Origin of the sequence: Ruminococcus flavefaciens (assembly GCF_900116855.1) — a bacterium.
In the GTDB taxonomy this organism is placed as follows: Bacteria; Bacillota; Clostridia; order Oscillospirales; family Ruminococcaceae; genus Ruminococcus; species Ruminococcus flavefaciens_R.
On the sequence record NZ_UETD01000005.1, the window covers coordinates 240,619 to 266,730 of the forward strand.

31 protein-coding genes are annotated in these 26,112 nt (G+C 49.1%); 11 read left to right on the forward strand and 20 right to left on the reverse strand.

The genetic code is table 11. The features are described from left to right. The first annotated feature begins 4 nt into the window (after positions 1-4). The 6 genes from rpsK (at position 5) to DSZ37_RS06880 (ending at position 3,597) form a co-directional block, all read left to right on the forward strand. Positions 5-409 carry a 30S ribosomal protein S11 gene (rpsK, locus tag DSZ37_RS06855; RefSeq protein ID WP_024860931.1) on the forward strand — a complete coding sequence of 135 codons (405 nt, stop codon included), beginning with the start codon at positions 5-7 and terminating at the stop codon, positions 407-409. 21 nt (positions 410-430) lie between these two features. After that, positions 431-1,030 (forward strand): 30S ribosomal protein S4, encoded by a 600-nt coding sequence (rpsD, locus tag DSZ37_RS06860; RefSeq protein ID WP_028519358.1) that lies wholly within the window; start codon positions 431-433, stop codon positions 1,028-1,030. A 66-nt stretch (positions 1,031-1,096) separates the two neighbouring features. Continuing rightward, entirely contained in the window at positions 1,097-2,062 is a 966-nt protein-coding gene (locus DSZ37_RS06865; protein ID WP_019680123.1) for a DNA-directed RNA polymerase subunit alpha, read from the forward strand. 48 nt (positions 2,063-2,110) lie between these two features. Then, positions 2,111-2,452 (forward strand): 50S ribosomal protein L17, encoded by a 342-nt coding sequence (gene rplQ, locus DSZ37_RS06870; RefSeq protein ID WP_019680124.1) that lies wholly within the window; start codon positions 2,111-2,113, stop codon positions 2,450-2,452. A 166-nt stretch (positions 2,453-2,618) separates the two neighbouring features. Further along, entirely contained in the window at positions 2,619-3,143 is a 525-nt protein-coding gene (yajC, locus tag DSZ37_RS06875) for a preprotein translocase subunit YajC (protein WP_109726178.1), read from the forward strand. Positions 3,144-3,195: 52 nt separating this feature from the next. After that, positions 3,196-3,597, forward strand: a complete 402-nt coding sequence (locus tag DSZ37_RS06880) for a TIGR04086 family membrane protein (protein ID WP_109726179.1) — start codon at positions 3,196-3,198, stop codon at positions 3,595-3,597. Here the strand turns inward: DSZ37_RS06880 and DSZ37_RS06885 are convergent. From DSZ37_RS06885 to DSZ37_RS17660, 6 genes are all read right to left on the reverse strand, one after another. After that, a complete protein-coding gene (locus tag DSZ37_RS06885) occupies positions 3,591-5,264 on the reverse strand; it encodes a S1C family serine protease (protein WP_109726180.1) in 1,674 nt (557 codons plus the stop codon). The genes DSZ37_RS06880 and DSZ37_RS06885 overlap by 7 nt on opposite strands. Before the next feature lie 3 nt (positions 5,265-5,267). Beyond that, positions 5,268-6,734, reverse strand: a complete 1,467-nt coding sequence (locus tag DSZ37_RS06890; RefSeq protein ID WP_109726181.1) for a sensor histidine kinase — start codon at positions 6,732-6,734, stop codon at positions 5,268-5,270. Between the two features lie 66 nt (positions 6,735-6,800). Further along, on the reverse strand, positions 6,801-7,508 hold the full coding sequence (locus DSZ37_RS06895) for a response regulator transcription factor (RefSeq protein WP_028519354.1): 708 nt from the start codon (positions 7,506-7,508) through the stop codon (positions 6,801-6,803). Positions 7,509-7,630: 122 nt separating this feature from the next. Beyond that, positions 7,631-8,314 (reverse strand): sporulation initiation factor Spo0A C-terminal domain-containing protein, encoded by a 684-nt coding sequence (locus DSZ37_RS06900; protein ID WP_109726182.1) that lies wholly within the window; start codon positions 8,312-8,314, stop codon positions 7,631-7,633. A gap of 85 nt (positions 8,315-8,399) precedes the next feature. After that, on the reverse strand, positions 8,400-9,320 hold the full coding sequence (locus DSZ37_RS06905) for a zinc-ribbon domain-containing transport protein (RefSeq protein ID WP_109726183.1): 921 nt from the start codon (positions 9,318-9,320) through the stop codon (positions 8,400-8,402). Between the two features lie 27 nt (positions 9,321-9,347). Continuing rightward, positions 9,348-9,503, reverse strand: a complete 156-nt coding sequence (locus DSZ37_RS17660) for a hypothetical protein (protein WP_164169923.1) — start codon at positions 9,501-9,503, stop codon at positions 9,348-9,350. 282 nt (positions 9,504-9,785) lie between these two features. On the opposite strand from DSZ37_RS17660, the gene DSZ37_RS06910 reads away from it, so the two are divergent. The 3 genes from DSZ37_RS06910 (at position 9,786) to DSZ37_RS06920 (ending at position 13,258) form a co-directional block, all read left to right on the forward strand. Next, complete coding sequence (locus DSZ37_RS06910) at positions 9,786-12,194, forward strand: glycoside hydrolase family 9 protein (RefSeq protein WP_109726184.1); 2,409 nt, start codon at positions 9,786-9,788, stop codon at positions 12,192-12,194. 187 nt (positions 12,195-12,381) lie between these two features. Next, positions 12,382-12,693, forward strand: a complete 312-nt coding sequence (locus tag DSZ37_RS06915) for a PadR family transcriptional regulator (protein ID WP_109726185.1) — start codon at positions 12,382-12,384, stop codon at positions 12,691-12,693. Between the two features lies 1 nt (position 12,694). Next, positions 12,695-13,258 carry a DUF2812 domain-containing protein gene (locus DSZ37_RS06920; RefSeq protein WP_109726186.1) on the forward strand — a complete coding sequence of 188 codons (564 nt, stop codon included), beginning with the start codon at positions 12,695-12,697 and terminating at the stop codon, positions 13,256-13,258. 264 nt (positions 13,259-13,522) lie between these two features. Here DSZ37_RS06920 and DSZ37_RS17665 read toward each other — a convergent pair whose 3' ends face one another. From DSZ37_RS17665 to DSZ37_RS06955, 7 genes are all read right to left on the reverse strand, one after another. Continuing rightward, positions 13,523-13,696 (reverse strand): hypothetical protein, encoded by a 174-nt coding sequence (locus DSZ37_RS17665; protein WP_173329298.1) that lies wholly within the window; start codon positions 13,694-13,696, stop codon positions 13,523-13,525. Positions 13,697-13,725: 29 nt separating this feature from the next. Next, positions 13,726-14,433, reverse strand: coding sequence for a PspA/IM30 family protein (locus DSZ37_RS06930; RefSeq protein WP_109726188.1), 708 nt, complete (start codon positions 14,431-14,433; stop codon positions 13,726-13,728). 159 nt (positions 14,434-14,592) lie between these two features. Then, positions 14,593-14,862, reverse strand: coding sequence for a hypothetical protein (locus DSZ37_RS06935; protein ID WP_109726189.1), 270 nt, complete (start codon positions 14,860-14,862; stop codon positions 14,593-14,595). A gap of 309 nt (positions 14,863-15,171) precedes the next feature. Next, positions 15,172-15,522, reverse strand: a complete 351-nt coding sequence (locus DSZ37_RS06940; RefSeq protein WP_109726190.1) for a hypothetical protein — start codon at positions 15,520-15,522, stop codon at positions 15,172-15,174. Between the two features lie 24 nt (positions 15,523-15,546). Beyond that, positions 15,547-16,125 carry a cyclase family protein gene (locus DSZ37_RS06945; RefSeq protein WP_109726191.1) on the reverse strand — a complete coding sequence of 193 codons (579 nt, stop codon included), beginning with the start codon at positions 16,123-16,125 and terminating at the stop codon, positions 15,547-15,549. Continuing rightward, a complete protein-coding gene (locus DSZ37_RS06950) occupies positions 16,122-17,303 on the reverse strand; it encodes an iron-containing alcohol dehydrogenase (protein ID WP_109726192.1) in 1,182 nt (393 codons plus the stop codon). The genes DSZ37_RS06945 and DSZ37_RS06950 overlap by 4 nt, the downstream gene beginning before the upstream one ends. 23 nt (positions 17,304-17,326) lie before the next feature. After that, positions 17,327-18,340 (reverse strand): SDR family oxidoreductase, encoded by a 1,014-nt coding sequence (locus tag DSZ37_RS06955; protein WP_109726193.1) that lies wholly within the window; start codon positions 18,338-18,340, stop codon positions 17,327-17,329. A gap of 241 nt (positions 18,341-18,581) precedes the next feature. Between DSZ37_RS06955 and DSZ37_RS06960 the strand changes: the two genes are divergently transcribed. Together DSZ37_RS06960 and DSZ37_RS06965 are read left to right on the forward strand one after the other, a co-directional pair. Next, positions 18,582-19,142 carry an RNA polymerase sigma factor gene (locus DSZ37_RS06960; protein WP_109726194.1) on the forward strand — a complete coding sequence of 187 codons (561 nt, stop codon included), beginning with the start codon at positions 18,582-18,584 and terminating at the stop codon, positions 19,140-19,142. Positions 19,143-19,154: 12 nt separating this feature from the next. Continuing rightward, a complete protein-coding gene (locus DSZ37_RS06965; RefSeq protein WP_109726195.1) occupies positions 19,155-20,357 on the forward strand; it encodes a hypothetical protein in 1,203 nt (400 codons plus the stop codon). A gap of 109 nt (positions 20,358-20,466) precedes the next feature. Here the strand turns inward: DSZ37_RS06965 and DSZ37_RS06970 are convergent, their stop codons facing one another. The 7 genes from DSZ37_RS06970 to DSZ37_RS07000 form a co-directional block, all read right to left on the reverse strand. Continuing rightward, positions 20,467-21,087: a hypothetical protein gene (locus DSZ37_RS06970; RefSeq protein WP_109726196.1), complete on the reverse strand. Its 621-nt coding sequence runs from the start codon at positions 21,085-21,087 to the stop codon at positions 20,467-20,469. A 10-nt stretch (positions 21,088-21,097) separates the two neighbouring features. Further along, positions 21,098-22,384 (reverse strand): phosphoribosylamine--glycine ligase, encoded by a 1,287-nt coding sequence (purD, locus tag DSZ37_RS06975; protein ID WP_109726197.1) that lies wholly within the window; start codon positions 22,382-22,384, stop codon positions 21,098-21,100. 41 nt (positions 22,385-22,425) lie between these two features. Continuing rightward, a complete protein-coding gene (locus DSZ37_RS06980; protein WP_109726198.1) occupies positions 22,426-23,385 on the reverse strand; it encodes a hypothetical protein in 960 nt (319 codons plus the stop codon). Between the two features lie 8 nt (positions 23,386-23,393). Then, positions 23,394-24,383, reverse strand: coding sequence for a hypothetical protein (locus DSZ37_RS06985; protein WP_109726199.1), 990 nt, complete (start codon positions 24,381-24,383; stop codon positions 23,394-23,396). Between the two features lie 4 nt (positions 24,384-24,387). Further along, positions 24,388-24,885: a hypothetical protein gene (locus DSZ37_RS06990; RefSeq protein ID WP_109726200.1), complete on the reverse strand. Its 498-nt coding sequence runs from the start codon at positions 24,883-24,885 to the stop codon at positions 24,388-24,390. 10 nt (positions 24,886-24,895) lie between these two features. Then, positions 24,896-25,414 (reverse strand): hypothetical protein, encoded by a 519-nt coding sequence (locus DSZ37_RS06995; protein ID WP_109726201.1) that lies wholly within the window; start codon positions 25,412-25,414, stop codon positions 24,896-24,898. 98 nt (positions 25,415-25,512) lie between these two features. Next, on the reverse strand, positions 25,513-26,073 hold the full coding sequence (locus DSZ37_RS07000; protein ID WP_109726202.1) for a hypothetical protein: 561 nt from the start codon (positions 26,071-26,073) through the stop codon (positions 25,513-25,515). Positions 26,074-26,112: the final 39 nt, after the last annotated feature.

Here is a 26,112-nt window from a genome sequence, read left to right on the forward strand (position 1 = left end):
AGCTTTGGCACAGCAGAAGGGTAAAAAAGTTACTACTGTCAGAAGACGTAGAGAACGTAAGAATATCGAAAGCGGCGCTGTTCATATCCAGTCCACTTTCAATAACACGATCGTTACGATCACAGATACAGCCGGAAACGCTATCTCTTGGGCAAGCGCAGGCGAACTCGGCTTCAGAGGCTCAAAGAAGTCAACTCCTTTCGCAGCACAGACTGCTGCTGAGACAGCTGCAAAGGCTGCTATGGAGCACGGCCTCAAGAACGTTGAAGTATATGTAAAGGGACCCGGTGCAGGTCGTGAAGCTGCAATCAGAGCACTTCAGACAGTAGGCCTTGAGGTAAGAATGATCAAGGACGTAACACCTATCCCGCACAATGGCTGCCGTCCGCCTAAGAGACGTCGTGTCTGATCAAATTGGAGGTGTATTAAAATGGCAGTACAGAAGGAACCAATTCTTAAAAAGTGCAGATATCTGGGCATCAGCCCTGCTGTTATGGGCGTTTCCAAGAAGGAGTCCATCCGTTTCAAGAACGCAAACAACAGAAAGAAGATCTCTGAATACGGTCTTCAGCTGAAGGAAAAGCAGAAGCTGAAGTTCATCTACGGCGTACTCGAAAAGCAGTTCAGACACTACTTTGCGATCGCTGAGAAGATGGAGGGTAAGGCCGGTGATAACCTTATCACTTGTCTCGAATCCAGACTTGACAGTGTTGTATACAGAATGGGCCTGGCTCTCACAAGAAGAGAAGCAAGACAGCTCGTTGTACACAGCCACTACACAGTAAACGGCAAGAAGGTAAACATTCCTTCCTATAGAGTTAAGGTTGGCGACGTTATCGCCCTCAGAGAAAAGGACAGAACTTCCGAGAAGTTCAAGGCTACAGTAGAAGAGACTAAGGACAGACTCGTTCCTGTATGGCTCACAGCTAACAAGGATGACTTCTCCGCTACAGTAAATCGTCTTCCCTCAGCTGAGGATATTGACTACGAGGTAGCTACTCACCTCATCGTCGAGCTGTACTCCAAGTAATCAAAGGGATATACTTGAAGCGTCAGTATTCGAAATCAACATTAATTGCGAAATAGGAGGGTTTTTATGCTGGAAAAAATTAATAAGCCTGATATTGAGATCGTCGAGCTTAAAAGTGACGGCAAATACGGCAAATTCGTTTTAGCACCGCTGGAGCGTGGATACGGTATTACACTTGGAAACAGCCTCAGACGTGTGCTGCTCTCCTCACTTCCGGGTGTGGCTGTAACATCTGTAAAGCTTTCGGGCAAGGATGGTACAGTACACCATGAGTTGTCAACTATTCCGGGCGTAAAAGAAGACGTTACCGAAATAATCCTCAGTATTAAAGGACTGACGGCTAAGCTTTACGGCGAAGGCCCTAAGACAGTATATATAGAGGCAGAGGGCGAATGTGAAATTACTGCCGGCGATATAAAAACCGACTCTGAGGTGAATATCCTCGATCCCGGTATGCACATCGCTACACTGGGTAAGGACGCAAAGCTCTATATGGAGATCACCATCGACAGAGGAAGAGGCTATGTTTCCGCAGAAAGAAACAAGAAGCAGATCAACCTCCCCGTTGACGTTATCGCCGTAGACAGCATCTATACTCCTGTTCTTAAGGTGAATTACACCGTAGAGGATACACGACTCGGTCAGGTCACCGACTATGATAAGCTTACCATGGAGGTATGGACAGACGGTACAATCTCCGCTAAGGAAGCATTATCACAGGCAGCCAATCTCCTCAACGAGCATCTGAAGCTGTTCATCGACCTCTCAGAAGAGGCAGGACTGGCTGAGGTCCTTGTTGAAAAGGATGAGAAGGGGAAGGAAAAAATCCTTGAGATGACCATTGAGGATCTTGACTTATCTGTACGTTCATTCAATTGTCTGAAGCGTGCAGGTATCAATACCGTAGATGACTTGATCAATAAGTCTGAGGAAGAAATGATGAAGGTTAGAAACCTTGGAAAGAAGTCCTTCGACGAGGTCAAGGAAAAGCTCCAGTCACTGGGCTTTGACCTCTCCTCCGAAGAGGAATAAACCATAAATCGTGCGTTTAGCGCACCACTATAAAAAGGAGTGAATACAATGCCGGGTACAAGAAAACTGGGCAGAACATCTGATCATAGAAAGGCTATGCTCAGAGGCATGGTTACTTTCCTGCTTGAGAACGGTCAGATCGAAACTACCGTTACAAGAGCTAAGGAAGTTCGTGCAGTTGCAGAAAAAATGATCACTATCGGTAAAAATGATGATCTGCACTCCAAGCGTCAGGTGTTCTCTTACATCACAAAGGAGTCCGTTGCTAAGAAGCTTATCGACGAGATCGCTCCCAAGTATGCAGAGAGAAACGGTGGTTACACACAGATCGTTAAGATCGGTCCCCGCCGCGGTGACGCCGCTGAAATGGCTATCATCAAGCTCGTTTGATCAGAGATATAACGACAGGAGCCGTTCCCGTAAAGGGAGCGGCTCTTTTTTGCGATATGCCTATAAAAAATGCGGAAAATCGGTGAAAAAGGACTTGCAAAACTCACCGATATGTGTTATAATATCCATTGTATGAAATACAATCCCGAACGATAGGAGAAATAATATGAATAAGAAGATAATAACCTCTCTTGCCGCAGCTGTTTGTACAATGGCTATGGCAGGTTCAACAGCTCTCAACGCATTTGCAGAGGGAGAGTCATCCGCAGCAAACGGTCAGCAGCCCGGCGGCATGAGCTTGCTTTCAATGCCCCTTATGCTCATCATCATGTTCGTGCTGCTCTACTTCATGGCTATCAGACCCCAGAAGAAGCGCGACAGAGAGCTCAAGGAGATGCAGGAGAGCCTCCAGATCGGCGATGAGATCGTCACTGGCGGCGGTATCGTCGGTATCGTTGTAAGCGTGGGCGAGGATACAGTCGTTATCGAGACAGGCGGCGCTAAGCACAAGCTCAGAATAAAGAACTGGGCTATCACCGAGAACGTTACCGCAGCAGAGCGTATCAAGGAAGCAAAGGCATCAGGCAAGAAGTCATCAGCAGTTGCCGCAGCAGCAGTAGTTGACGATGATGACGACGCAGACAAGAAGTCCAAGAAGAAAAACAAGAAGAAGGACGACGAAGAAGAATAAAAATAAACACCTCCGCATAGAATTACACAGTATTCTATGACGGAGGTTTTTTATGCGCAGACACAGAAAAAGCCTGTGGGCAAGCGGTATACTGAGTATGACAGCGGCAGTGTGCTGCGGACTTGTCTTTACGGCGGCAGCAGCGGTACTGTCTGCGGCGCTCATATACTATGTAATGGGGGAAATGGGACTTTCCAAGGCGTTTGCAGGCTTTTCCCTCGGGGCAGGTGCTTGTATCGGCGCCTATGTATACGGTAAGTACAGACGCAGGTGGGGACTCTTTGGCGGCTCTCTTTGCGGAGCCCTTATGTATGCAGTCATAGCTGCAGCAGGGGTTATCCTGCTCGGTGAGCCCGCAGGCATAAAAAAGCTCCTCCTGCTGACCATCTGCGGTGCAGCAGGAGGAGTTGCAGGCGTTAACTCTAAACGCCCGAAAGGTCTTATGGATCAGTAATTGCCTGAGGTATCCTCCATGAGCTTGAACTCGATATTGTAGTATCTCACAGTGCCGTCCTTACCGACGTGAGCACAGGTCGCAGGCACCTTGTCCCCGGCTTCATACTGGCTGCTGATGGTGTCGTAGAGCTCATCGTAGGTGGTAATGGTCTTGCCGTTTATCTCCACGATGAAGTCGCCCTCCCTCAGCTCGGTATTGGCGATATCGCATTCCTTGTCTATCTTCTCGATATAGACTCCCTTGAAGTCGTCGGGGAGCTCATAGCCCAGCTTTTCCTCAATAGTTGCAAGCTTCGATTCGGAAGCCATGTCTATGAGCTGAATGCCTATCCTGAAGCGTCCTGCCACGAAGCCGTTCTTGGCAAGCTCCTCGATAACGGGATAAGCCTCGTTTATGGTTATTGCAAAGCCCAGACCCTCAAGGTCGTTGCTGACGTACTTTGAGGAGGTGATACCGATGACCTGACCGTACATATTGACCAGAGCGCCGCCCGAGTTACCGGGGCTTATCTCCGCATTGGTCTGAATGCAGTCCATCTCAAAGCCTGTAGAATCGCTTCTTATCTTGCGGTTAACGGCGGATACGATACCGTCGGTAACGGTGCTGGCGAGGTTTGCAGGGTTTCCTATGGCGATAACGGTCTCGCCCACAACTGCCTCATCGGAGTCGCCTAAAGTAGCGGGAACCAGACCCTCGGCATTGACCTTTATCACAGCGATATCGGTCTTTGCGTCCCTGCCGATAATCTTGGCATCGTAGAAGTCGCCGTCCATTGTCTCTATCCTGTGGTAGCCCTCTGCTTCAAGAACATGGGCATTTGTGACGATGTAGCCGTCCTCGTTGAGGACAATGCCCGAGCCTGTTCCCAGCGGACGCTTTGCGGTATAGCCTGCGTAGTCCGCATAGGTGTATATCTTGACGATGGAGGGTCTTACGAGAGCAGCTGCGCCCTCGGGAGTGTACCTGCCGTTTGCGTCCTTGTAGTTACTGTCATCGGTGGCACCGTCGGGTTTGTGCTCCTTATAGAGCACTACTGCCTGCGGAGAGCCTATCTTATCCACGATGGAGTCGCTTTTCACGATGTCGTGGACAATGCCGAATATGGAGAGTCCTGCTGAAATTGCCACAAGTACAGCGAAAAGACGCTTGATGGCGGTATTGTTCCTGCCTTTCAGCTGCTCATCGCTGGGATAATTCATGGCAGGAGAGCCTTTTTCCAGCTCCTCAAAGCCTATGGGTTCATACATGAACTTATCGTACACGGGGCGGCGGGGCTGATTATAATCGGGCTGTCTGTAACCGCTGTTGGGCTGATTGTAGCCGCTCTGACCGAAGCCCGAGGGCTGCTGACCGTAGCTGTTATTCTGCTGACCGAAACCGCTGTTCGGCTGACTGTAGCCGCCCTGCTGGGGATAGCCGTTGTTCCGGATGGGCTGACCGTAGTTCTGCTGAGGTCTTCCGTAGGGAGCGGCACCCTGACCGTAACTGCTGCCCTGCTGCTCATATGGGGGAGGAGAGGGCTGACTGCCGTAGCCGTTTGGCTGCTGCTGCCTGAGCTCCTGCATATCACTGCTGCCGTAGGAATTATCCGAAGCGGGCTTTTCATGCTTGGGGACATAGGGCTGCTGAGAGCCGCTGCCGTAAAAATAATCTCTTTCGTCCATTGATTATCCTTTCTTTTTAGGCTGTTTCTCGGGTATCTGTATGAGAAACTCCGTATATTCTCCGTACACGCTCTTGACTACTATGTGACCGTGGTGGAGATGAACTATCTTTCGTGAGATGGCAAGACCGAGACCCAGACCCGTTGTATCCTTGCCGCGGGAGGAGTCAGTCTTGTAGAAGCGGTCGAATACCTGCGATATCTCGTCGTTCTTGAGACCCTCGCCTGTATTCTTTATGCCTATGGTGCAGATACCGTTTATGGAACGCTCAAACCTGAAGGAGAGGGTACCTCCCGTATTGATGAACTTTACAGCGTTTTCCACAAGGTTATACACTACCTGCTGGATAAGGTCGGGGTCCACCTCAGCGGACATACGCTCGCTGCCGAGACCCTCTACCTCTAAGTTTTTGTCCTCTATCTTCTTCTCGAACATGAGAACGGTCTGAATGACTATTTCTGTCAGGTTTACGTCGCGGAAATTGGGTCTGAGGGTACCTGTCTCGAAGCGTGACATATTGAGCATGGAGGAGATGAGGATGCGAAGGCGCTTTATCTCCTTTGACACCAGCACAAGGTATTCGTTCTGTCTGGTCTTGGGGATAGTTCCGTCGAGGATACCGTCAACAAAACCGCCGATGGTAGTGATAGGAGTTCTCAGCTCGTGAGATACGTTGGCGATGAAGGTCTTGCTGGTCTCCTCGCTCTTTGCGACGTCCGCAGCGACTGCGTTGACGTAGTCGGCTATCTCGGGGGAGGTATAGGGAACGTCTGTGGGTATCTGCTCCGAGAAGTCGCGCTTTGCGTACATCTCGCTTATTCGTCTGAATTCGTTCTCATATGCGGACAGCCTGTTGAACCTGCGCTTTATAAGTAAAAGCTGAACAGCAAGGCTCAGCGCACAGAACAGGGTATAGAACACGGCTATCTTGACCGAGAAGGAATTGATATCGTTTGATTTTGCGTATATCTTCGCGAACATCCTTGAGGGGACGAGGTCATTCTCACCGCTGAGGAAGAAGCAGGTACCGTAGAGCATATAGGGCTCGCTTGCGGAGATATTGCTGCTTTCGATATCAAGGAAGTCCTTTTTGCTCAGCTTTTCCACCTCTGCCACGGTCATTTTAGAGCTGTTCTTTATCACCTTTTTTGGGTCTTCCCTGTAATCCGCGTCAGAGAGGACGCAGTTGCCGTTCTCGTCGTAAATATATATCATCAGGTGATATTTTGACGAGAATTTCTTATGCAGGTTCTTGGTGGTCTCGGAACGAGTGTCCCTTGTCACAAGGTAGTTGTCCTGCATACAGCTTATGAAAAGGTCGCCTATGGACTGGAGCTCGTCAAGCTTGGTGGACTTGTATACCGCAGAGCTGACGGTTATAAGTATAACGCCTATGACTATATTCAGCGACAGCAGTATAACAGCAATGAATATGAAAAGCTTGTCATAAGAGCTTTTTTTGTTTTTCAAGGGTATCACCTCAATACAAAATAAGGGGACTGAGCGTCCCCTTTATGCTTTGAAGTTAATGAGAGCTTATTCCTCTTCTTCTGCTTCAAACTTGTAGCCTACGCCCCATACTGTCTTGAGGGTCCACTTGTCGGAAACGCCCTCCAGCTTTTCGCGGAGACGCTTGATGTGGACGTCGATAGTTCTGGAGTCGCCGTAGTACTCGAAGCCCCAGACCTCATCAAGAAGCTGGTCACGGGTATAAACTCTGTTGGGATTGGAAGCAAGGTAATAAAGAAGCTCCAGCTCCTTAGGGGGGGTATCGATATTCTTGCCGTTGACCTTCAGCTCATAGCTGTCCATATTGACAGAGAGCTTGTCGTAGTGGACTTCCTTTGACTCGGGCTCAGCCATACCTGTGCCAACGCGGCGTGTAACAGCGTTGATACGGGCAATGACCTCCTTTGCGTCGAAGGGCTTTACTATATAGTCGTCAGCACCCAGTTCAAGACCGATGACCTTGTCGATGGTCTCTCCCTTGGCAGTTATCATGATTATCGGGACATTCGAGATCTTTCTGATCTCGCGGCAGACCTGCCAGCCGTCCTTTCCGGGGAGCATTATATCAAGAAGCACCATATCGGGGCTCAGAGCTTTGAATTTAACGACAGCGTCGTCGCCGTCATGGCATAAAAGAACGCTGTATCCGTCCTTTTCGAGGTATAGTCTGAGAAGATCGCATATGTTTTTATCGTCGTCAACTATAAGGACTTTTGGATTTTTTTCATTGGCCATTGTTTTAATACCTTCCTTCCGTATCAAACATTATATTAAGATAATTATACCGCAAAGAGCAGAAAATGTCAATCAAATTCCGTTATTTTTTTAAACTCAGTGTACTTTCATATATACATTTTTTACAATCTCGAAAACATATCACAGACAGCGCAGATAAGCTCGGTATTTGTGGGCTTTTCGGCAAGTCTGCCCTCCGTGAGTCTTGTGAGGGCGCCGTTTTCGAGAATGTGTGAGCTAAGGTTCCGCATCGCTCTTTCCACAAGCTTTGGAGATGTGGAAAAGCTCTCGGCGGTCTCCTCATATATGCTGCCCATGCCGCCCCATAGACGGTGAGGAGCATTTATGCACAGCTCCGCCGCCTTTGCGAGGTAGTGAAAGCCGCTGAGCCTTCTGGGAAAGCCTGTTTCCTCGAGAAACAGCTCTATCCGTTCAATGGCGGAGCTGCCGCAGCTCAGGTGCAGGAGAATGCTGCTGCATATATCGGGGACCGAGCAGGGCATGATGAATATTTCCTCGGCGCCTGCCTGTCGGAAGTGCCTGCGGACTGCCGCCGAGGGAGTGTACAGCCCTATGAATACCGACCTGCCATTTTCGGCTGCATTGCGGACAAGCTTCAGCAGCCTTTCATCGGCGCGGTAGGTGAACAGCAGTATACCGTCATATTCACCGAAAGGCGCTCTGCGGAGCATCTCATTTATCGCAGGGCGGCAGCACTCGGCGGTCAGTCCCGCGTTCATGCAGCGCTGAGCGATTATCCTGCCGATAGCGGCAGAGCTGTCGAAGATGAGCAGGTTTTTCCGCATATAGTCCTCCTGTTTCAAGGGGCACAGACAGCCCTTTTTGCGAAAGCAGCGGCATTGCTGCCGCCGCTGTGTTTATATGCTGTGATCAGACTGTTCTCTGGGATATAGCTCTGATATTGCTTACAGCCCAGTCGAAGGTATCTGTGTGGAGCACAGAGCCGCAGTATTCACATACCGCAGACTGATTTATGTCCACATTTGCGCCGCAGTACGGACAGGTCTGTGATGTTGTGCCTGTTGAGCGGCTGGTCTGGACACCTGTTGACCTTACCAGTGACCATTCATAGGTCATGAACTTCTCTCTGGTATTGCTTCCGCGGATGATATTGCCTGTGCGGTCGTCCTTGACATAGTCCACTATCCTTGTGTTGATACGGGCGACCATAACGTCCATACCGCTTTCCTGCTTCCAGCCGAGGAGCTCGACGCTGAGCACTGCTATACGCTCGATATAGTTGGTCTGACGGTTCAGGCGGTAGTTATTGAGCTGCCTGTCCATCTGCGAGAAATATGCGTCGGTAAGGTAGGGGCGCAGAGGCGAGAGGTCCTTAGCCTGCCACTGATTCTGGAAGCGGACATAGAGATTGGACAGCTTCTCCTTAAATTCAGACGGTGCAAATGACGGGTCGATCTGCTGATAATCGTTGATATTCCGCAGATTGGTCTGCTGCGGAGCCCGATAGGGGGTCTGAGAGCCGCGTGATGAGCTGCCCGAAGACCTTGAAGAGCCTATTATTATCACCACTATCACGATAATGATGATAAAGCCAAGGCTGCCTATATCTAAAGAACCCGAGGAGCTTCCTCCGCTGTATGAATAGTCGTCGTCCCAACCTCCGCTGTCCCAGTCTCCGCCGCTGTCCCAGTCTCCGCCGCTGTCCCAGCCGCCTCCGAAATCGGAGTCGCCCGAGAAGTCGCCGAAGTCAAGAGCGCGGCTCTTCATTGGTACTATCATCAGTCCCAGAATGAGAATGATGACAGGTATTATTCTCAGTATTTTTTTCATGGTGTTATCCCCCTATCCGTATCTTGTTTACAGAGTTTTCTGTGATATTCCCTTGATATTCCTTACAGCCCAGTCGGAGTCGCCTGCGAAGCCGACGAAATCAAGAGCGTGTCCGCGCATGGGAACAGCAAGAGATACCAACATGACCGCAAGCAAGGGAATAAGTTTCAGTATTTTCTTCATATAGATATAACTCCCTATATCATACATTGATTACATTATAGCACAATTTTCATATTTTGTCATTTATGATAACGCCGTCACTTTGTACAAAAAACGCGGCGGCGTTTTGGCTATTGCTATAAAATCACCGTCTTTCCTACGGAATACAGCCTTTTACGGCTCCTTTTACACTTGACAATTCACAAGTTCTATGGCATAATTTATTATGTATAGCTATGGTATACTCGTGAGGAAGCTCCGCTTTTTACGGAGCAATTAAAAAAATGAGAGGAGAGTTTTACTATGCTGAAAAAACTGACAGGCGGCATTTTAGCTGCTGTCCTGCTTGCTTCCAGCTCAGTGACCGCAATGCCCGCAAAAGATATGAGCACTGCAACGGCTGCCGACAGCAAGTTCAATTATGCAGACGCACTGGACAAGTCGCTGTATTTCTATGAGGTGCAGCAGGCAGGACCTCTGCCCGACTGGAACCGCGTTGAGTGGAGAACAGATTCCACTATGCAGGACCCCGTTCTCGGCGGCTGGTACGATGCAGGTGACCATGTAAAGTTCAATCTTCCTATGGCTTATTCAGCTTCTATGCTGGCATGGGGACTTTATCAGTATCCTGACGGCGTTGAAAAGGCAGGACTGAAAACAACATATGAGAACAATCTGGAATTCGTTCTTGACTATTTTGTTGACTGCGACAAGGGCACAGAGGTAGTTTATCAGGTAGGTATCGGTAAGCACGACCACACATGGTGGGGCCCAGTTGAGCTGCTTGAATACGGTATGGAGGACAATTCCCATTCTATCGCAGAGGCTCGTGCGGCTCTGAAGGGTTCAAAGGGCTGCTGTGCAGTTATCGGTGAAATGGCTGCGGCTCTGGCATCGGGTGCAGCTGCACTTGATGGCACTATCTCAGCTTCAAAGAAGGCTGATTACCTCAAGCACGCAGACAGTATGTATGAGCTGGCTAAGTCATCACCCAACGATTCGGTATATAATGACAGCGACGCATCGGGCTTCTACAGATCGAGCCACTGCTACGATCAGCTCTTCTACGCTGCAAACTGGCTGTATATCGCAACAGGCGATGATAAGTACCTTGCAGATGCAAAGAGCTTCTTCCCCAATCTGGACAGAATGCGCGGCGAGGGCGACGTTATCGCCTACGGCTGGAGCCACTGCTGGGACGATAACCTTCAGGGCGCTATGCTGCTCTACGCTATAAATACAAATGACGCTGACGCTATCAAGCACGTCAAGAAGCACTGTGACCGCTGGGTAAACGGTGATGAAGCAAAGAAGATCCCCGGCGGACTCCGCTGGCTGAGCAACTGGGGCTGCCTCAGATATGCAAACACAGCAGCTTTCATCGCTACCGTTGCAGCTGATACAGTTCTCAAGTCAGAGGCTTCGACTTACACTGATTTTGCAGAGACACAGCTGAACTATGCTCTGGGCGACAACCCGAACAAGCAGAGCTATCTCATAGGCTTCGGTGATAAATATCCTCAGAATCCCCACCACCGTACATCTCACGGCTCGTGGAAGAATGATCTTGCTGTTCCCGGATATGCCCGTCATATCCTCTACGGAGCTCTCGTAGGCGGTCCTAATGAGGACGGATCATATACCGATAACCGTCAGGACTTCATCAACAACGAGGTCGCTACAGACTATAACGCAGGCTTTACAGCTATGCTCTGCAAGATGATCGACAAGTACGGCGGCACAAAGGATCCTTCATTCCCTCAGCCCGAAAAGCACGACGGTCCCGAGTTCTACGTTGAGGTGCTCTCAAAGGGCAGCGACGCCAGCGGTCAGACAGTCAGCTTCAAGATGACTAACCACTCCGCTTGGCCTGCAAGAGTTCAGGACAATCTTTCATTCAGATACTACATGGACCTCAGCGAGGTCATCGCAGCAGGCAAGAAGCCCGAGGATCTGGTCATCCGCTGCGACCGCGACCAGGCAGGTATGTACTCAGGCAAGGGCTATAAGCCTGCTGAGATATCCAAGCCCATCCAGTACAGCGGCAATATCTACTACATCGAGGTCAAATTCCCCGACGGCCGTGTAGTTCTTCCTATCTCGGAGGGACAGCAGCAGTGTGAGGAGCTCATCGCATTCGTAATGCCCGATTATGGCAGCGGCTGGGATTCATCAAATGACTTCTCCGCAAAGGCACTGGGCAAGACCACAACAGGCGCAGACGGTTCTTCCAAGGGCGTTATGTCACCCTATGTTCCCGTATACATCAACGGCAAGCTCTACTACGGTGAGGAGCCTGACGGCACAAAGGCTGACGGTATGGGCAACTCGGGCGGCGATACTCCCAAGACCACAACTACCACAAAGCCTGTTGTAACAACTACAACAACGACCACAGCTCCCGCACCCACAACAACAACTACTACCTCAACAGCTCCCGTTGTTGAGCCTACAACTACATCAACAACTGTTACAGCACCTAATAAGGACGTAGTTTACGGCGATGCTAACTGCGACGGAACAGTTGAGCTGGCTGACGCAATCCTTATCATGCAGACCCTTGCAAATCCCAACAAGTACACCATTACCGAGCAGGGCAAGACCAACGCCGACGTTGATACCTCAACAGTAGGTCTTACATCTAACGATGCTCTCCGCATACAGGAGTTCCTGCTCCACAAGATCTCTAATCTTGATCCTAACAAGGCATAAATAAACCGAAAGCTCCCCGAAAGGGGAGCTTTTTTGTTATCCGGACAATAACGGCATGAAGTTTTTGTGCATTGTGACAAATCCGTCGGGAGGTATTGACAAGTATATCGCAGTGTGATATACTTATATCGCAGTCAGATATATCGAGGTTCGATACATCGCGGCGGAATATATAGGGGAGGTAAATATGACAGACAGATTGAAACGAGTCTACATTCCCATGTCGGAAACTGCCTTTTATATACTGTTCTGTCTCCGTGATGAGATGCACGGCTACAGTATAACCCAGAGGGTAAAGGAAATGACCGACGGGGAAGTGGTCATAACCGCGGGAACCATGTACGGAAGCCTGTCAAAAATGGAAAAGGACGGGCTCATAAGGTTTATCCGCGAGGAGGATAAGCGAAAGCTCTATAAGATAACCGAACTCGGAAACGAGATACTGGATACAGAGATAGCCCGTATCAAGCGTTTGTACCGCAATATAGGAGGAAAATGAGATGAGTGAAAAGGCAAGGATGACTACACATAAGTTATTTCTGCTCCCCGATTACGAAAAGGAAGGGGAGTACCTCACAAAAATGCACAGCGTTGGCTGGAAGCTTGAGAGAGTATCGGGATTTTCTCAGCATTTTGTAAAGTGCGAGCCCGAAAACGTGGTATATAAGCTGGACTATGCCGCCAATAACACAAACTATCCCGAGTACATAAAGATGTTCGCGGACTACGGCTGGGAGCACTGCGGCAGGGTAATGGGCTTTGATTACTTCCGCAGGAACGCTGACGGGCTCTCCGAAGAAGAAATGGAGATATTCAGCGATCCCCAGTCAAAGCTGGACATGATGAAAAGGGTGATACTCACCAGAATGACGCCCCTGCTCATCATATTCTTCATGGGGATACTGCCCAATATGTATATGATCGTCGTTAATTCCTTGAATTGGGACCGCTCAACACTTCTTTTTCTGGCGGTTTTATATCTGGGAGTGTTTGCATTGTATGTTTCCATATTCATATACTGCATCAGAGGGTTCAGGAAGCTGAAAAAGAAATACACGGAATAATTAAAAATCTCAGAAGCGCAAGTTAATGAGGTAAATCATAATTTAGCGCGTATGCGCTAAGTTGATAGTTGAAAGTTGAGAGTTGAGAGTTAATGTGTTCGCTTCGCTCACAATATTTAAATATTGTCGCCGCAGGCGACTCCAAAACTTTCAACTCTAAACTCTAAACTCAAATCAAAAATGCCCCTGAGCGTTTTTTGTAACGTTCAGGGGCTAAACTTCTATATTGGTATCTTCCCGATACCTCGGATCTTTTATGTTTATTCAGATACCGCAATCCTCATATTCCTTCCATCTTTCGTAGTAAAGCTTGTTGCTCCAGCTGCGGAAGAGGATATATGCTACGGAAACGATAGCCAGAAATATCGCGCACAGTACGGGCAGCGAATCTCTGAACATTTTTTTTGCGGGATAGGTATTGTTATTCTTGCGGTCCATATAAACTTCCTTTGCTTTGAATCGGCTGATCACTCAGCGTTCTGTGCAGAAGCGCCTCCGTTCATTTCAGCCATAAGTCTCTGAAGCTCGGCGTCCACCTTAGCGTCGGACTCAAGCTTCTCGAATGAATCTCTCAGATCGTCACCGCTGCCGCCAGCAAGGTTATTGCCTGCGATCTCGGTAAAAGCGTCAGCCTCAGCTTCCTTGCGCTCGATCTTCTCCTCCATCTTCTGGAACTTCTCCAGAGAGGAATTGCCATCGAAGCCGCCTGCAGCCTTAGCCAGATTCTTCTTTGTTTCAGCCATCTGAGAACGAGCGATGAGCATAGCCTGACGGCTCTTAGCCTCCTCCAGCTTAGCTCTGAGGACCTCTACCTGATCACCGATAGCATCGGTCTGGGCAGAGATAGACTCGTACATTTCCTTATAATTATTGAGATCCTCGTCAGCCTTGACCTTTCTTGCCAGAGCCTGCTTAGCCAGCTCCTGATCGCCCTTTGACAGAGCCATCTTAGCCTTAGCCTCCCAGTCTGAGGAGATCTTCTGAGCCTCGAGGTACTTCTTCTCAGCCAGACGCTCGCTTGCCTTTGCCTTGCCGTAATTCTGAGTAGCCTTAGTGAGCTCGGTCTGCATATCGATGATGATCTGCTTGACCATCTTCTCGGGATCCTCAGCTCTGTCGATAAGGTCGTTGACATTTGACTTGAGAAGGTCGCTTAATCTCTGAAATACACCCATTGTTATAATCCTCCTGTTTCATGTAAGAATGCTTCACGGGCACACCCCTTGTGCCACGACTATATTATATGGCATAGCAGGGCTCATGTCAAGAAATTTGCCGCTGATTTCATCTGATTTTCATTTATGAAGCGGCAATGTGAACGCATTATTACAAAATTATTCCTCATTTTTTTCCAGTTCGTTAATGATATTGCCAAGTCTTGAAAAGTCCTCAGACTTAGCGTTCAGCATATCGTCAACCTCTGAACCGAGGAGTTTCTCGCGGAGATCAAGCATTTTCCTGCGTCGGTCGAAGGCTTCTGCGGTCATTACTATCATATCCTGACAGTTCTCGTTTACCAGCTTCAGCGGTTCTGAAGTCATAGCGCAGAGCTTTACGAATAGCTCATAGTTATTGGAAAAGTCATCGTTCTTGATAGAAATCATGGGAAAAATCTCCTTCCGATACAAAAATGATCCCCTTATAACTATTTTACCTTAAAATGAGCGGCTTGTCAATGATTTTTGTGAAAGATACAGTAATTAGTGGTTGGTTGTCAGTGCTTAGCTTTAGCCATTAGCCATTAGCCTGATGTAGGGGCGGATAATATCCGCCCTATAATAAAGCGGCGAAGCCGCTTCCTGATGGCTAAAAGTTAAAGGCTAAGGGCTTCGGGATTTAACTTACTGAAATAATTGCCCCCGAGTGCTTTACAATGCTCAGGGGCAAAACTTTTATATGTGTAATCCGCCTTGTCAGCCGTCTATACTCAGGTACATGAAGCCTTTCAGCTCCTTGTCGTCGTACTCGAAGCTGATAATGTGCTCCTCGTCAAGAGTGTGGTCAAAATAGGTCACGGTCTGGTTGCCGATGTCGATGGTGGGAACTCCCAGAGCGTCCTTTATCTCGTCGGCTGTAAGCTCTCCGTAAATATCACTTATGCCCTCTTTTATAAGGAAGTCCGCGATATCGTCCAGACGGGCAGCATATATGTCAGCCATGCGCTCGGCAAGCTCCTCAAAGCCGTCCATTATCTCATCGCAGGTGACGATGACGTTGCCAAGGTCCTCTGTGTAAAGCTCTGTGCTCTCATCGTATTCAAACATGATAGTCACTCCTTTGGTGTGGAGTCACGGCAGGTCCGTCAGCACTGCGCGGACGGGTGAGCCGTCCAGCTCCGCCATTTTCAGCGGCAGCGCCGACAGGAAGTATTCTCCTGCCGCTGCTTCCGAAAGGTCGAGATTTTCTATGATGTACACCTCTGCGCCCAGAAGTGTGCGGTGTACCTGTGCGATGGTGCCCTCTGCACCTACCGTCATGCCCTCTACTCCCAGAGCAAGGAGCCCTCTGCTCACCATTTCCTCTGCACTTTCGGGAGTTACGGTGATATCGCCCTTTATGAGCAGCCGCTCTGTGCCGCCCTCAGTCATTCTGCGGACGTCCTCGGCGGTGAGCTCGCCGCTGTGCTCGCATACCCTGCATCTGCCGATACAGTGGGAGAGGTCAATATGGGCTGCGTCCTTTCCCTCGGGTAGAAAGTGTCGGGGAGCGTCTGCGTGGGTGCCCGTATGTCCCGTTATCTTTATGACCGTTACCTGATAGATATCGGGCTCGGGCTTATCAAAGCTCGTGTGGGGCAATGTTTCGGGGACGGGGTCACCGGGGAAGGTGGGGGTGGAGAACATCTCACGGGATATATCGTATATCATAAGCCTGCGTTGGCAGCAATGCGGTAGATAGTTGCTACATCCTGAGCGGTCAGGTGTACGAAGCCGCCTGTCTTTCCGTCGCCTATGCCGAATTTCTCAACAAGCAGGGGGATATCCTCCTCCTTGGCGCCGAGCTGCTCGAAGTTTATGGGCATTCCTATGCTGTGGAGGAAGCTGCGGAAGCAGGCTATTCCCTCAAGTGCCGTCTCGTCGGGGAACTCGAAGTTCATCTGACAGCCCCAGATGCGGACAGCCATCTGTGCAAAGCGCATAACGTCGTGCTTGTATACGAATTCCATCCATGCAGGCATGATAACTGCCAGTCCTGCACCGTGAGCGCAGTCGTAAAGGGCGGAGAGCTCATGCTCGATGCCGTGGCTGTTCCAGTCCTGACTTCTGCCGACGCCTACGATATCGTTATGAGCAACGGTTCCTGCCCACATGATGTTGGCTCTTGCCTCGTAGTTGTCGGGCTGTGCGATAACACGGGGAGTTTCCTTTATCATGGTGAGGAGGACTGCCTCACAGAGACGGTCTGTTATCTCTACATCGCGTGTATTTGTGAAGTATCTCTCAAAAACGTGAGCCATGATGTCCGTGGCTCCGCAGGCTGTCTGGTATGCAGGCAGTGAGCAGGTAAGCTCGGGGTTGAGGATGGAGAAGCGGGGACGGAGCAGGTCTGAGCCCACATCGCGCTTGAGGCTGCCCTCCTCCTTGGTGACTACGGAAGCTCCCGAGCCCTCGCTACCTGCGGCTGCGATAGTGAGTACGGTTCCGATGGGGAGAGCCTTCTCAACTACCTTGCCTGTGCCGTAGAAGTCCCAGAAATCGCCGTTATAGGGAACTCCCAGAGCGATAGCCTTTGAGGAGTCGATAAATGAACCGCCGCCCACCGAGAGAATGAAGTCAACGCCCTCGCTGCGGCAGAGCTCTATGCCCTTGTAGATGAGGGTATCACGGGGATTGGGCTGAACGCCGCCCAGCTCAGTGTAGGCAATGCCGCTCTCGTCAAGAGAAGCCTTTACGCGGTCAAGGAGTCCCGACTTTACTGCCGAGCCGGAGCCGTAGTGTATCAGCACCTTGGTGCCGCCGTACTTCTTTACCATTTCGCCTGCTTTTGTCTCTGTATCCCTGCCGAAGATGAACTCGGTAGGGCTGTAAAACTGAAAATTATCCATAATTATATTCCTCCGTTTATATTTTACTGCATTGTCTTTTTTGCCTGTTCCATTGCGGATACCACCTTGTCGCACCAGCGGTCGAATTCCTCGTCGTCAGTCCGGCACTCCTTATGGGCAAGTATGTAGCGGACGGTGTCCCTTATGCCCTGATCCGCTCTCACCTTTGCGGTGAACCACGGTACAGCGCGTTTTATCTTTGAGTTGTCGAATATGACCGTGCTGGACTTGTCGCCGATGAGTGTGCCTTCAAAGTCGTATGGACCAACTGCATTGAGCCATTCCGAGGACACATGGCAGACTTTAAGCTCCACTCCCAGCTCATCGGCTATGATAGAGTATATCTGGTTCCATGTAACGCTCTCGTCGGAGGTTATGTGGAAAGCCTGTCCGATGGCGTGGATATTGCCGATAAGTCCTGCATAAGCCACTGCGAAGTCGCTGTTATGGGTGATTGTCCAGAGGGTGGTGCCGTCGCCGTGGATGATAACGGGCTTGCCCTCCATGATGCGCTTCACTACCTGCCAGCTGCCCTTATCGCCGTGGACTCCCAGAGGCACCGATCTCTCGTCGTAGGTATGGCTGGGACGGACTATGGTCACGGGGAAGCCGTTCTCGCGGTACTGCTTCATCAGGTACTCCTCACAGGCTATCTTGTCACGGGAGTACTGCCAGTGTGGATTGGAAAGGGGAGTGCTCTCGGTGATGACGCAATCGGAAAGAGGCTTCTGATAGGCAGATGCGGAGCTTATGTATATGTACTGCTTTGTCCTGCCGCTGAACAGACGGAAATCGCGCTCCACCTGTTCGGGTACAAAGCCGATGAACTCGCCCACGCAGTCAAAGCTCATTCCCTTCAGTTTCTCGGCAGCATCAGCCTCATCTGAGATATCGCACTTTATGACCCTGACGCCGTCGGGGAGCTCATTGCTCCTGCCGCCGCGGTTGAGCAGTATGACCTCATGCCCCTGCTTGGCAAGGAGCTTTGTTATCGCCATACTGATAGTGCCTGTGCCGCCGATAAATAGTATCTTCATGTTTTTCTTCACCTCGCTTATTATTTTTTGTCGAATACGCATAACTGTTGTGTAAATTATACCATAATAATATTAAAAATGCAACCATTATAATTTGAAATTATATCAAAAATATTGTTTATCATTCAAATTCTTGCACTTAAAAATAAAAAGTGATAGAATAGTGTTACACATTATATGAACCATGCGTTATTATGAGTGAGGACAGATCTGATCCATAAAAATAATACGGAGGTAACCTATGACCGATAATGAAATTCTGCGCCTGATGCATGACGATCCCCCGCGGGGACAGAGGGCGCTGTTTGACAAATACTATAACTATGTCTATGCTATTGTCAGCAGGCTCATCAGCGGTTTTGGCAGCAGCAGCGACATGGAGGAATGTACTGCGGACGTCTTTGCTGCTGCTATGATGAAGCTTGAGCCCCGTGAGGATACGGCGCTGAAGTCATTTATCGGTACGGCTGCGAGAAATGCTGCTATAAGTACGCGCAGGAGACTGGCTTCAAAAACAGGACTGGACTGCCGCGAGGGCGATGAGGAGCTGTCAGCACTGGCAGACTCCGAGGATATTGCCGAAAATGCGGAAAAATCAGAGCGGTCGGAGCTTCTCCTCCGTATGATAGGAGAACTGGGGACGCCCGATTCCGTAATACTTATACAGAAGTATTACTATGATAAAAGCTCCAAGGAGATAGCCGAAATGGTGGGAATGAACGCGGCAGCTGTGAGAGTGCGCTGCGGACGTGCCATGAAAAGGCTGAGAAAGCTCCTTGACGAAAACGATATAACTCTGTAAAGGAGGATAGGTATGAACAGCAAAAAGAAGATAATAGAGACCCTGAAAAAAGCGGACAAGGCTTCCGTTGAAAGGCTCATGGAGGAGCAGACAAGAAAGGAGGCAGTTTTCGCAAGGGTGCAGAGAAAAGCTGCTGACCATAACGAGTATACTGACGTTGCAGAGGGCGTTGAAAAGTATGAAAGGAAGATCAATATGACGAGAATAATCAGTGCGGCTGCGGCTATGGTGGTAGTGCTCGGTGCTATAGGCGGCGGAGCATACCTGAGAAGAAACAAGGGACCCAAAACTCCCGAAGATGTATTGACAGCTCCGACTACAACAGCAGTTTCAGCGACTGCGGCTGTAACAACAATTCCCGCAAACGTGACAACAGGAAAGAACATCAGCACTGTCACTGTGACAGCTGCAAACGGTTCGGCAACGACAGCAGCCGAAGTCTCTGCGACAACTGCCACTACCGCAGCAGTCACTAAGAAAGCAGCGGAAAAGCCTGCCGTTACCACAGCTCCTCAGAGCTCAAGTACAAATACTGAGGAAAAGGTACTTGCTGAGCTGAGAGAGTATTCGCAGTTCGGCGAGGAGACAGAGAAGATATACAAGGAGTATGCAAGGATAATCGACGAGTGCAGCACCATGATAAAGGGCGGAGATATGACAGGTGCCAAGTACGATCCTGACCTGTCAAGAGAGTTCATTTCAGCTTCACATGAAGATCCTGCCCATATCGGATACGCATTCTATGATATCGACGAGGACGGCGTTAAGGAGCTCCTCCTCGGAGTGAATTACAACTATGGTGAAGAGAGCAGATATTTTGACAGTGTTATCTACAATATCTTTGGAGCAGACAGCAATGGTGAGGTAAAATGCGTTGTTAACGGCGCTCTCAGGGACAGATACTATATCTGCACAAATCCCACTGCGGACAGACCCATGAACGGTGGTATGCAGCACGGCTCATTTATCATGAATGCAGGCTCGGGCGGAGCTTCCAACAGCGTAAACTATTTCTACAGGTTAGCATATGACAAGCTCAGATATGTTGAGGGCGTGGTAACAGACGGTATCGACGATAACAATGAACCTATCACATACTATTCTGCCACGAAGGAATACGATACTAGCGATGAGGCAAGGATATCCAATGATGAAGCAAACAAGATAATTGACAGCTATAATATCGTGGATTTCCGGTTCACAGCTTTAGACTGACAGGTTTTAAGCCGTTAGCCATAAGACGTTAGTTAATGTAGTGGGCGGCGGAACGCCGCCCACTTGCTATATTTATGTACGAAAAAAGCTCCCGTAAAGGGAGCTTTTATCATTCATCGAAGAATGTAGTTTTATATTCCGCGACTCGCGCTCGGTCGCCGTGGCAGTCTATTTCTATATCCTCGCGCTTGATGAGTCTGAGAATAAAGAAGAACAACAGCGCATAGGCGATGCCGTTTACCATGATACTGAAGTAGATACGGAGTCCCATGATATTTCCGAGCATACCTGCGAAAATGACTGCGACACAGATTATTACGGAGAGCTCCAGCTTTTTGTTATCTGGGTCAAGCTGGATGAATGCGAGGCAGACAAATCCTGAAAATGCTGCGTGTATTATTGCAAGTAACAATGAATAAGGCTTGTAGAATGAATACTTGAATGAGTTCAGCTCCAGTATCATCATTACGGATTCGACGATGATATACAGCGTGAACATCAGCTTCATTATTGTTCTGAACCTCACCGACGAGGATATGAGCCAGTCACCCCATATCAGCAGGGCAAAGCCGCCGATCTCGCAGGTGTAGGCAGTTATTTCCAGTATTTTTGACAATACCGAATCGGGGGAGAAAACAATGTAATATATAAGGCAGACTATGCTGAACGCAAGAAACATAAGGTTTCCTATCATGCAGCTTTTCAGCCCTTTATTCAGCCTTTCATGCATAATTAGCTCCTTAACCGAGAGCCTTCAGAGCTCTCTGTCCTATGTCTTTTCTGTAGTGAGCGCCCTCGAAGCTTATCTTTGAAACGCCCTCATAAGCCTTGTCAAGTGCAGCCTGAAGGTCATCGCCCTTTGCGGTAACACCGATGACTCTGCCGCCGTTGGTAAGGAAGTCGCCGTTATCGCTGAGCTTTGTGCCTGCGTGATAAACGAAGCAGCCCTCTACCTGACCCTTTTCGTCAAAGCCGTTCATCTTTATGCCCTTGGGATAGCTTTCGGGATAGCCGCCGCTTGCCATGACTACGCAGGCGCAGCTGCCCTTATGCCACTTTATGTCCACCTTGTCAAGCTCGTGGTTGTAGATAGCCTCGAAGATGTCATAGAGGTCAGCGTCCAGCATGGGGAGAACAACCTGTGTCTCGGGATCGCCGAAGCGGCAGTTGTACTCTATGACCTTGGGACCCTTGGGGGTCATCATGAGTCCGAAGTAGAGACAGCCCTCGAAGGTGCGTCCCTCAGCGTTCATGGCGTTCATAGTGGGAATGAATATTTTCTCCATGCACTCCTTTGCGAGCTCCTCTGTGTAGCAGGGATTGGGGGAAACAGTTCCCATACCGCCTGTGTTGAGACCCTTGTCGCCGTCAAGAGCGCGCTTGTGGTCCATTGAGGAGATCATGGGCACCAGAGTCTTGCCGTCTGTGAAGCTGAGCACAGATACCTCGGGACCTGTGAGGAACTCCTCGATAACTATTCTTGCCGAGCTCTTGCCGAACTTCAGCTCATCTATCATCTCGTGTACTGCGGCAACAGCTTCCTCCTCGTTCTGAGCGATGATAACACCCTTTCCGAGAGCGAGACCGTCAGCCTTGATGACTGCGGGATAGCTGTTCTGTTCTTTGAGGTAAGCGATAGCCTTGTCAGACTCGGTGAATACCTCATAGAAGGCAGTAGGAATGTTGTACTTCTTCATGAGCTCCTTTGAGAATACCTTTGAGCCTTCGATTATAGCGGCGTTTGCCTTGGGACCGAAGGTCATGAAGCCCTCAGCCTGAAGTGCGTCCACCATGCCCAGCACCAGCGGATCGTCGGGAGCTACCACAACCATATCGGGTCTGAGCTCCTTAGCCAGAGCCACAACGCCGTCAACATCGGTCGCGCTCACATTGAAGCACTCGGCATACTTTGAGATACCGCCGTTTCCGGGAGTGCAGTAGAGCTTGCCTACCTTGGGGCTCTCTGCCAGCTTCATGATGATGGCGTGTTCACGGCCGCCTCCGCCTACTACTAAAACATTCTTCATTGAGAAAATTCCTCCTGTATGTAAATTGGTTATTTATCCTTTTATTTTATGGAAATGCAGTCAAGCATTTCCTGTACGTCAGCCTCGTCCCTGTCTTTGATATAGTTCATATTGACGTAATATGTGTGACCGTCCTTTATGAAGCTCTTCGTGTCATATACTTGGGTAAAAGGAGTGCCTTTATAGTCATCATAGTGCTCAAAATGAACGTGTTCAGCCTCATAGCCGAATAATTCCTGTTTATCTCTGACCACGTTGTGAAAATGTTCGGGATCATTTATTTTGGACTCATATCTCTCGTCATATTTTTCAGCGTTATTTTCGGCATTTCCAGAACCATTTACGCCGATAGAGAGAACAGGATAAATGCCTTTGTCCTTGTCATCGGATTCTCTGTACCGAATGGTCTGACCCGCCAGAAGCCCCTCATCTTTGTACTCAAAATCACTGAAGGAGTATTTGCCGCCGGTGCTGATATGGAAATATTCATTATCATACTCATCGGGCAGGTCTGCTAATCTGTAATCCGAGGTATACTTAACGGTCTTCACTATGTTTTTCATTGCCATATCGCCAAGAAAGCCGTTAATGAAAGAGTTGTCAGTCTCCATTACAAGAAAGTAGGTATCTGTGCCCGTGAGATAAACATTCTCCTTTTCATGCTTTGTATTATGCTCTATGTTATAGCATTCAAGAGGAGTACCGTCAATTTTTTCCCTTTCGGCATCATCTTCGCCGAAGCTTTCCGCGTAGGCTCTCGGTGTCTGATTTGAATTGAGTTCGCAGATAGCAATATCTCCGCCGAAGCCATATTTGTACATCTGTCCATTGATATCATGAATGGATTCGTTATCATCGAGCTTAAAGCCCCTTGGGACCTTAAAGCTGAAGCTGTCAGTGGTACATTCCACCGAGGGATGGGTCATATAGTATGTGTATCCTACTGCACTCGCAGCAATGACTGCAACGGCAGCACCTGAGATGATTATAGCTTTATTCATTTGTTATCTTATTCCTCTGCTTCTTTAATTGTAATGTTATCAAGTATTTCTTTTACGAGAGCTTCATCGGCAGAGTTTATGTATACCGCATTGAAGCTGTACACATAGTTTCCGCTTTTCAGGAAGTACTGGTCGTGGCATACGAGAGCTGTCCTGTCATCGGTATCGTTCTTTTTGACGTACTTGATATGCTCGCAGTCGCAGCCTGACAGCTTGACCTGATCGCGGACGATAGATTCGTACTTATCCTGCTCTGTCTGAACATCATTGTAAATGGCATCTGCAAATTCGGCAGGAGAGTTATCCAGCTCCTTGACGGTTACATTGACAGAGGGGGAGTATGTTCCCACATCGGTGTCAGCCAGAGCCTGAACTATGGTCGCCCTGAGGTCTGTCAGGGTGTGCTCCTTGCTGTATTCGGCAGTTTCGTCCTTTAAGGTGAATTTGCTGCCTGCGTTGAAGCTGAGCAGGTCAAAATCGTAGGTATCGGGCTTGTCTGCCAGTCTGAAATCGGATGTAAAGACCACAGACTCGGCTAAATTGTCCATTGCCTTTTTTATCAGTAACGCCTTCGCAGGGCTGCATGAGCAGTCCATGCTGAAAAACTTTGTTTCTGTTCCGAAGATATATGAAAGGCAGGTGAGCTTTCTGCCCCTGATGGTCAGATCCGATGTACGGAAGTGTCCTTGCAGACCTGCTGCCTCAAAGGGCTCGGTCTTTACGTTCTCCTCGTCCTCATAATAGACAAGGAAGCCCTTTGCCGCCTCGGGAGTACAGTTGAGGGTCTTATCCTCTATGGTCACCTTTTCTCCGAGACATCTGAATGTGTATTTTTCGTCATCTTCCGAGCTTTCATAGTTGAATCCGCTTGGCACCCTGAAGCTGAAATCCTTAGCCTTATATTCGTGGGACGGGTGTGTGAAAACGAAGTATCCGCCGAAACAGATACCTCCGATAAGAACGATCAGCAGCGCGAGGATGATGATGACTTTTTTCATAGCTTTACTCCTTTGACTGGCGTTTGCCTCCGAATATTTCCACGGCGGCACAGCAGAGTACCATTACCGCGGCTGCATGGACGAGAAAATTTGTCGTACAGAGCCTTACGCATATCTTTTCGGCGAGAGCGAGTTCGCTGCTGCCGTAAAGATTGCCTATGACGTATTTGAGTATCCTTGCTGTCAGTACAGAGCCCAGCATGAACAGCATATAGAATATGCTTGTAGTCACAGTGGTCCTGATGCCTCGCTTGTGTATAAGGTCGGTCTTTACATAGTTGACTGCGGCAATAATGCCGATAGGTGCTGCTGCCAATACGGAAAGTGTTATGAGAAAAACCTTTATGTTCGTCGGCATGGAAGCCTCTCCGCTGCTGCTGAGAGCTGCTGCGGTATAGGAAAGGTGTGTGTCTGTAATGAAGAATATATCCAGTGCGAGCTTTGTTATGCAGCATAGTGCGGCAACAAGTAGTGTGTTTCTTAGTGAGTTGGTTTTCTGCATTTCCTTCTCCTTATTTATACTTCAGATGTTTTACATGGCGGTCTTCGTCTATACCCAGTGCGGCAGCGGTGCATACCAGCACCAGTGCTCCCACAAGGATAACAGCGAAAAAGAACGTGATATACTCCGTGCGCTGTATGAGCCAGCTTTCGGAGATATGAGCCTCCGCCATTGAGGAGTGCGATATAAGGAGCGCTGAAACGTGTTCGGCTATAAATCCGAACACCCACAGCGCAGGAGCAGCCTTCAGTGTGCGTCTGCATCGCTTTGCCGAGAATGCCCAGCCCGTGCAGCTGCAAATGTATATCACAAATGGCAGCCATACTATCAGTGTAAGACAAAGCAGAGCCTTGCACTTGCCCGATATTATCATCTCGGGATGAGAAGCGGCGAAGCTGCTGCTTGCAAGGGCTCCGAAAATAGTACCCGAAAGGATGTAGGCGAGAATTGAGGCAAAAATGTACAGACCGCAGAAAACAGCGGCGGTGATATATAGCTTTCTCAGCGATATGGAGTGATAGCTGCTCATGGTGTTCCCCCTGTCTGAAATAATACTCATGGTAAAATTTGTGTCGAAATAACTATACAAGTATAGTATACCACATAGAGGAGAATATTTCAAGACATTTATTTGCTGTTTTCTGAGAGTTCAAGGCTTCCGAGGAGGTCGGCTATCTTGTTTTCAACGTAGCCGAAATTGGTGCTCTCCGCATATACGCAGAGGTACTTGTCACCGTAGTCGGCAAAGTAGGTCCTGCTGTGGAGCTCCTCATCCTTTTTCCACTCGTAAAAGTAGAAGGTGCAGGAGGCGGTGGCAAGTGCGCCTGTGAAGATTATGGAGTCGTCTTCGGCACCCATGACTATTTCCTGAGCACTTTTTCCGCCGTGGTCATCATCGGATACATAGATGCTTATACCTAAGGAGTTGATATCATTGTTTGTGTTCAGCAGAAGGTCGCAGGTGCCTTCACCGCCGCTGTATTTCCATATGGACGGGTCTGCATAGAGCGAGAAGCCCTCTCCGCTGTATGTGCCGTCGCTGTATTCGGCGCTGCCCTGAGGGGCAGTCACTATCTCCTGAGAGACAGGGGCAGTTTCCGACACCGAGCCTTTGCTCTCAGCACAGCCGCAGAGTACAGCAGTTATCACGCAGGCAGCTAAGACAGCCGTAAGTCTGTGCTTTTTCATATTTTATCTCCATAGTACAAGGCTGCGGTCAGGATATGA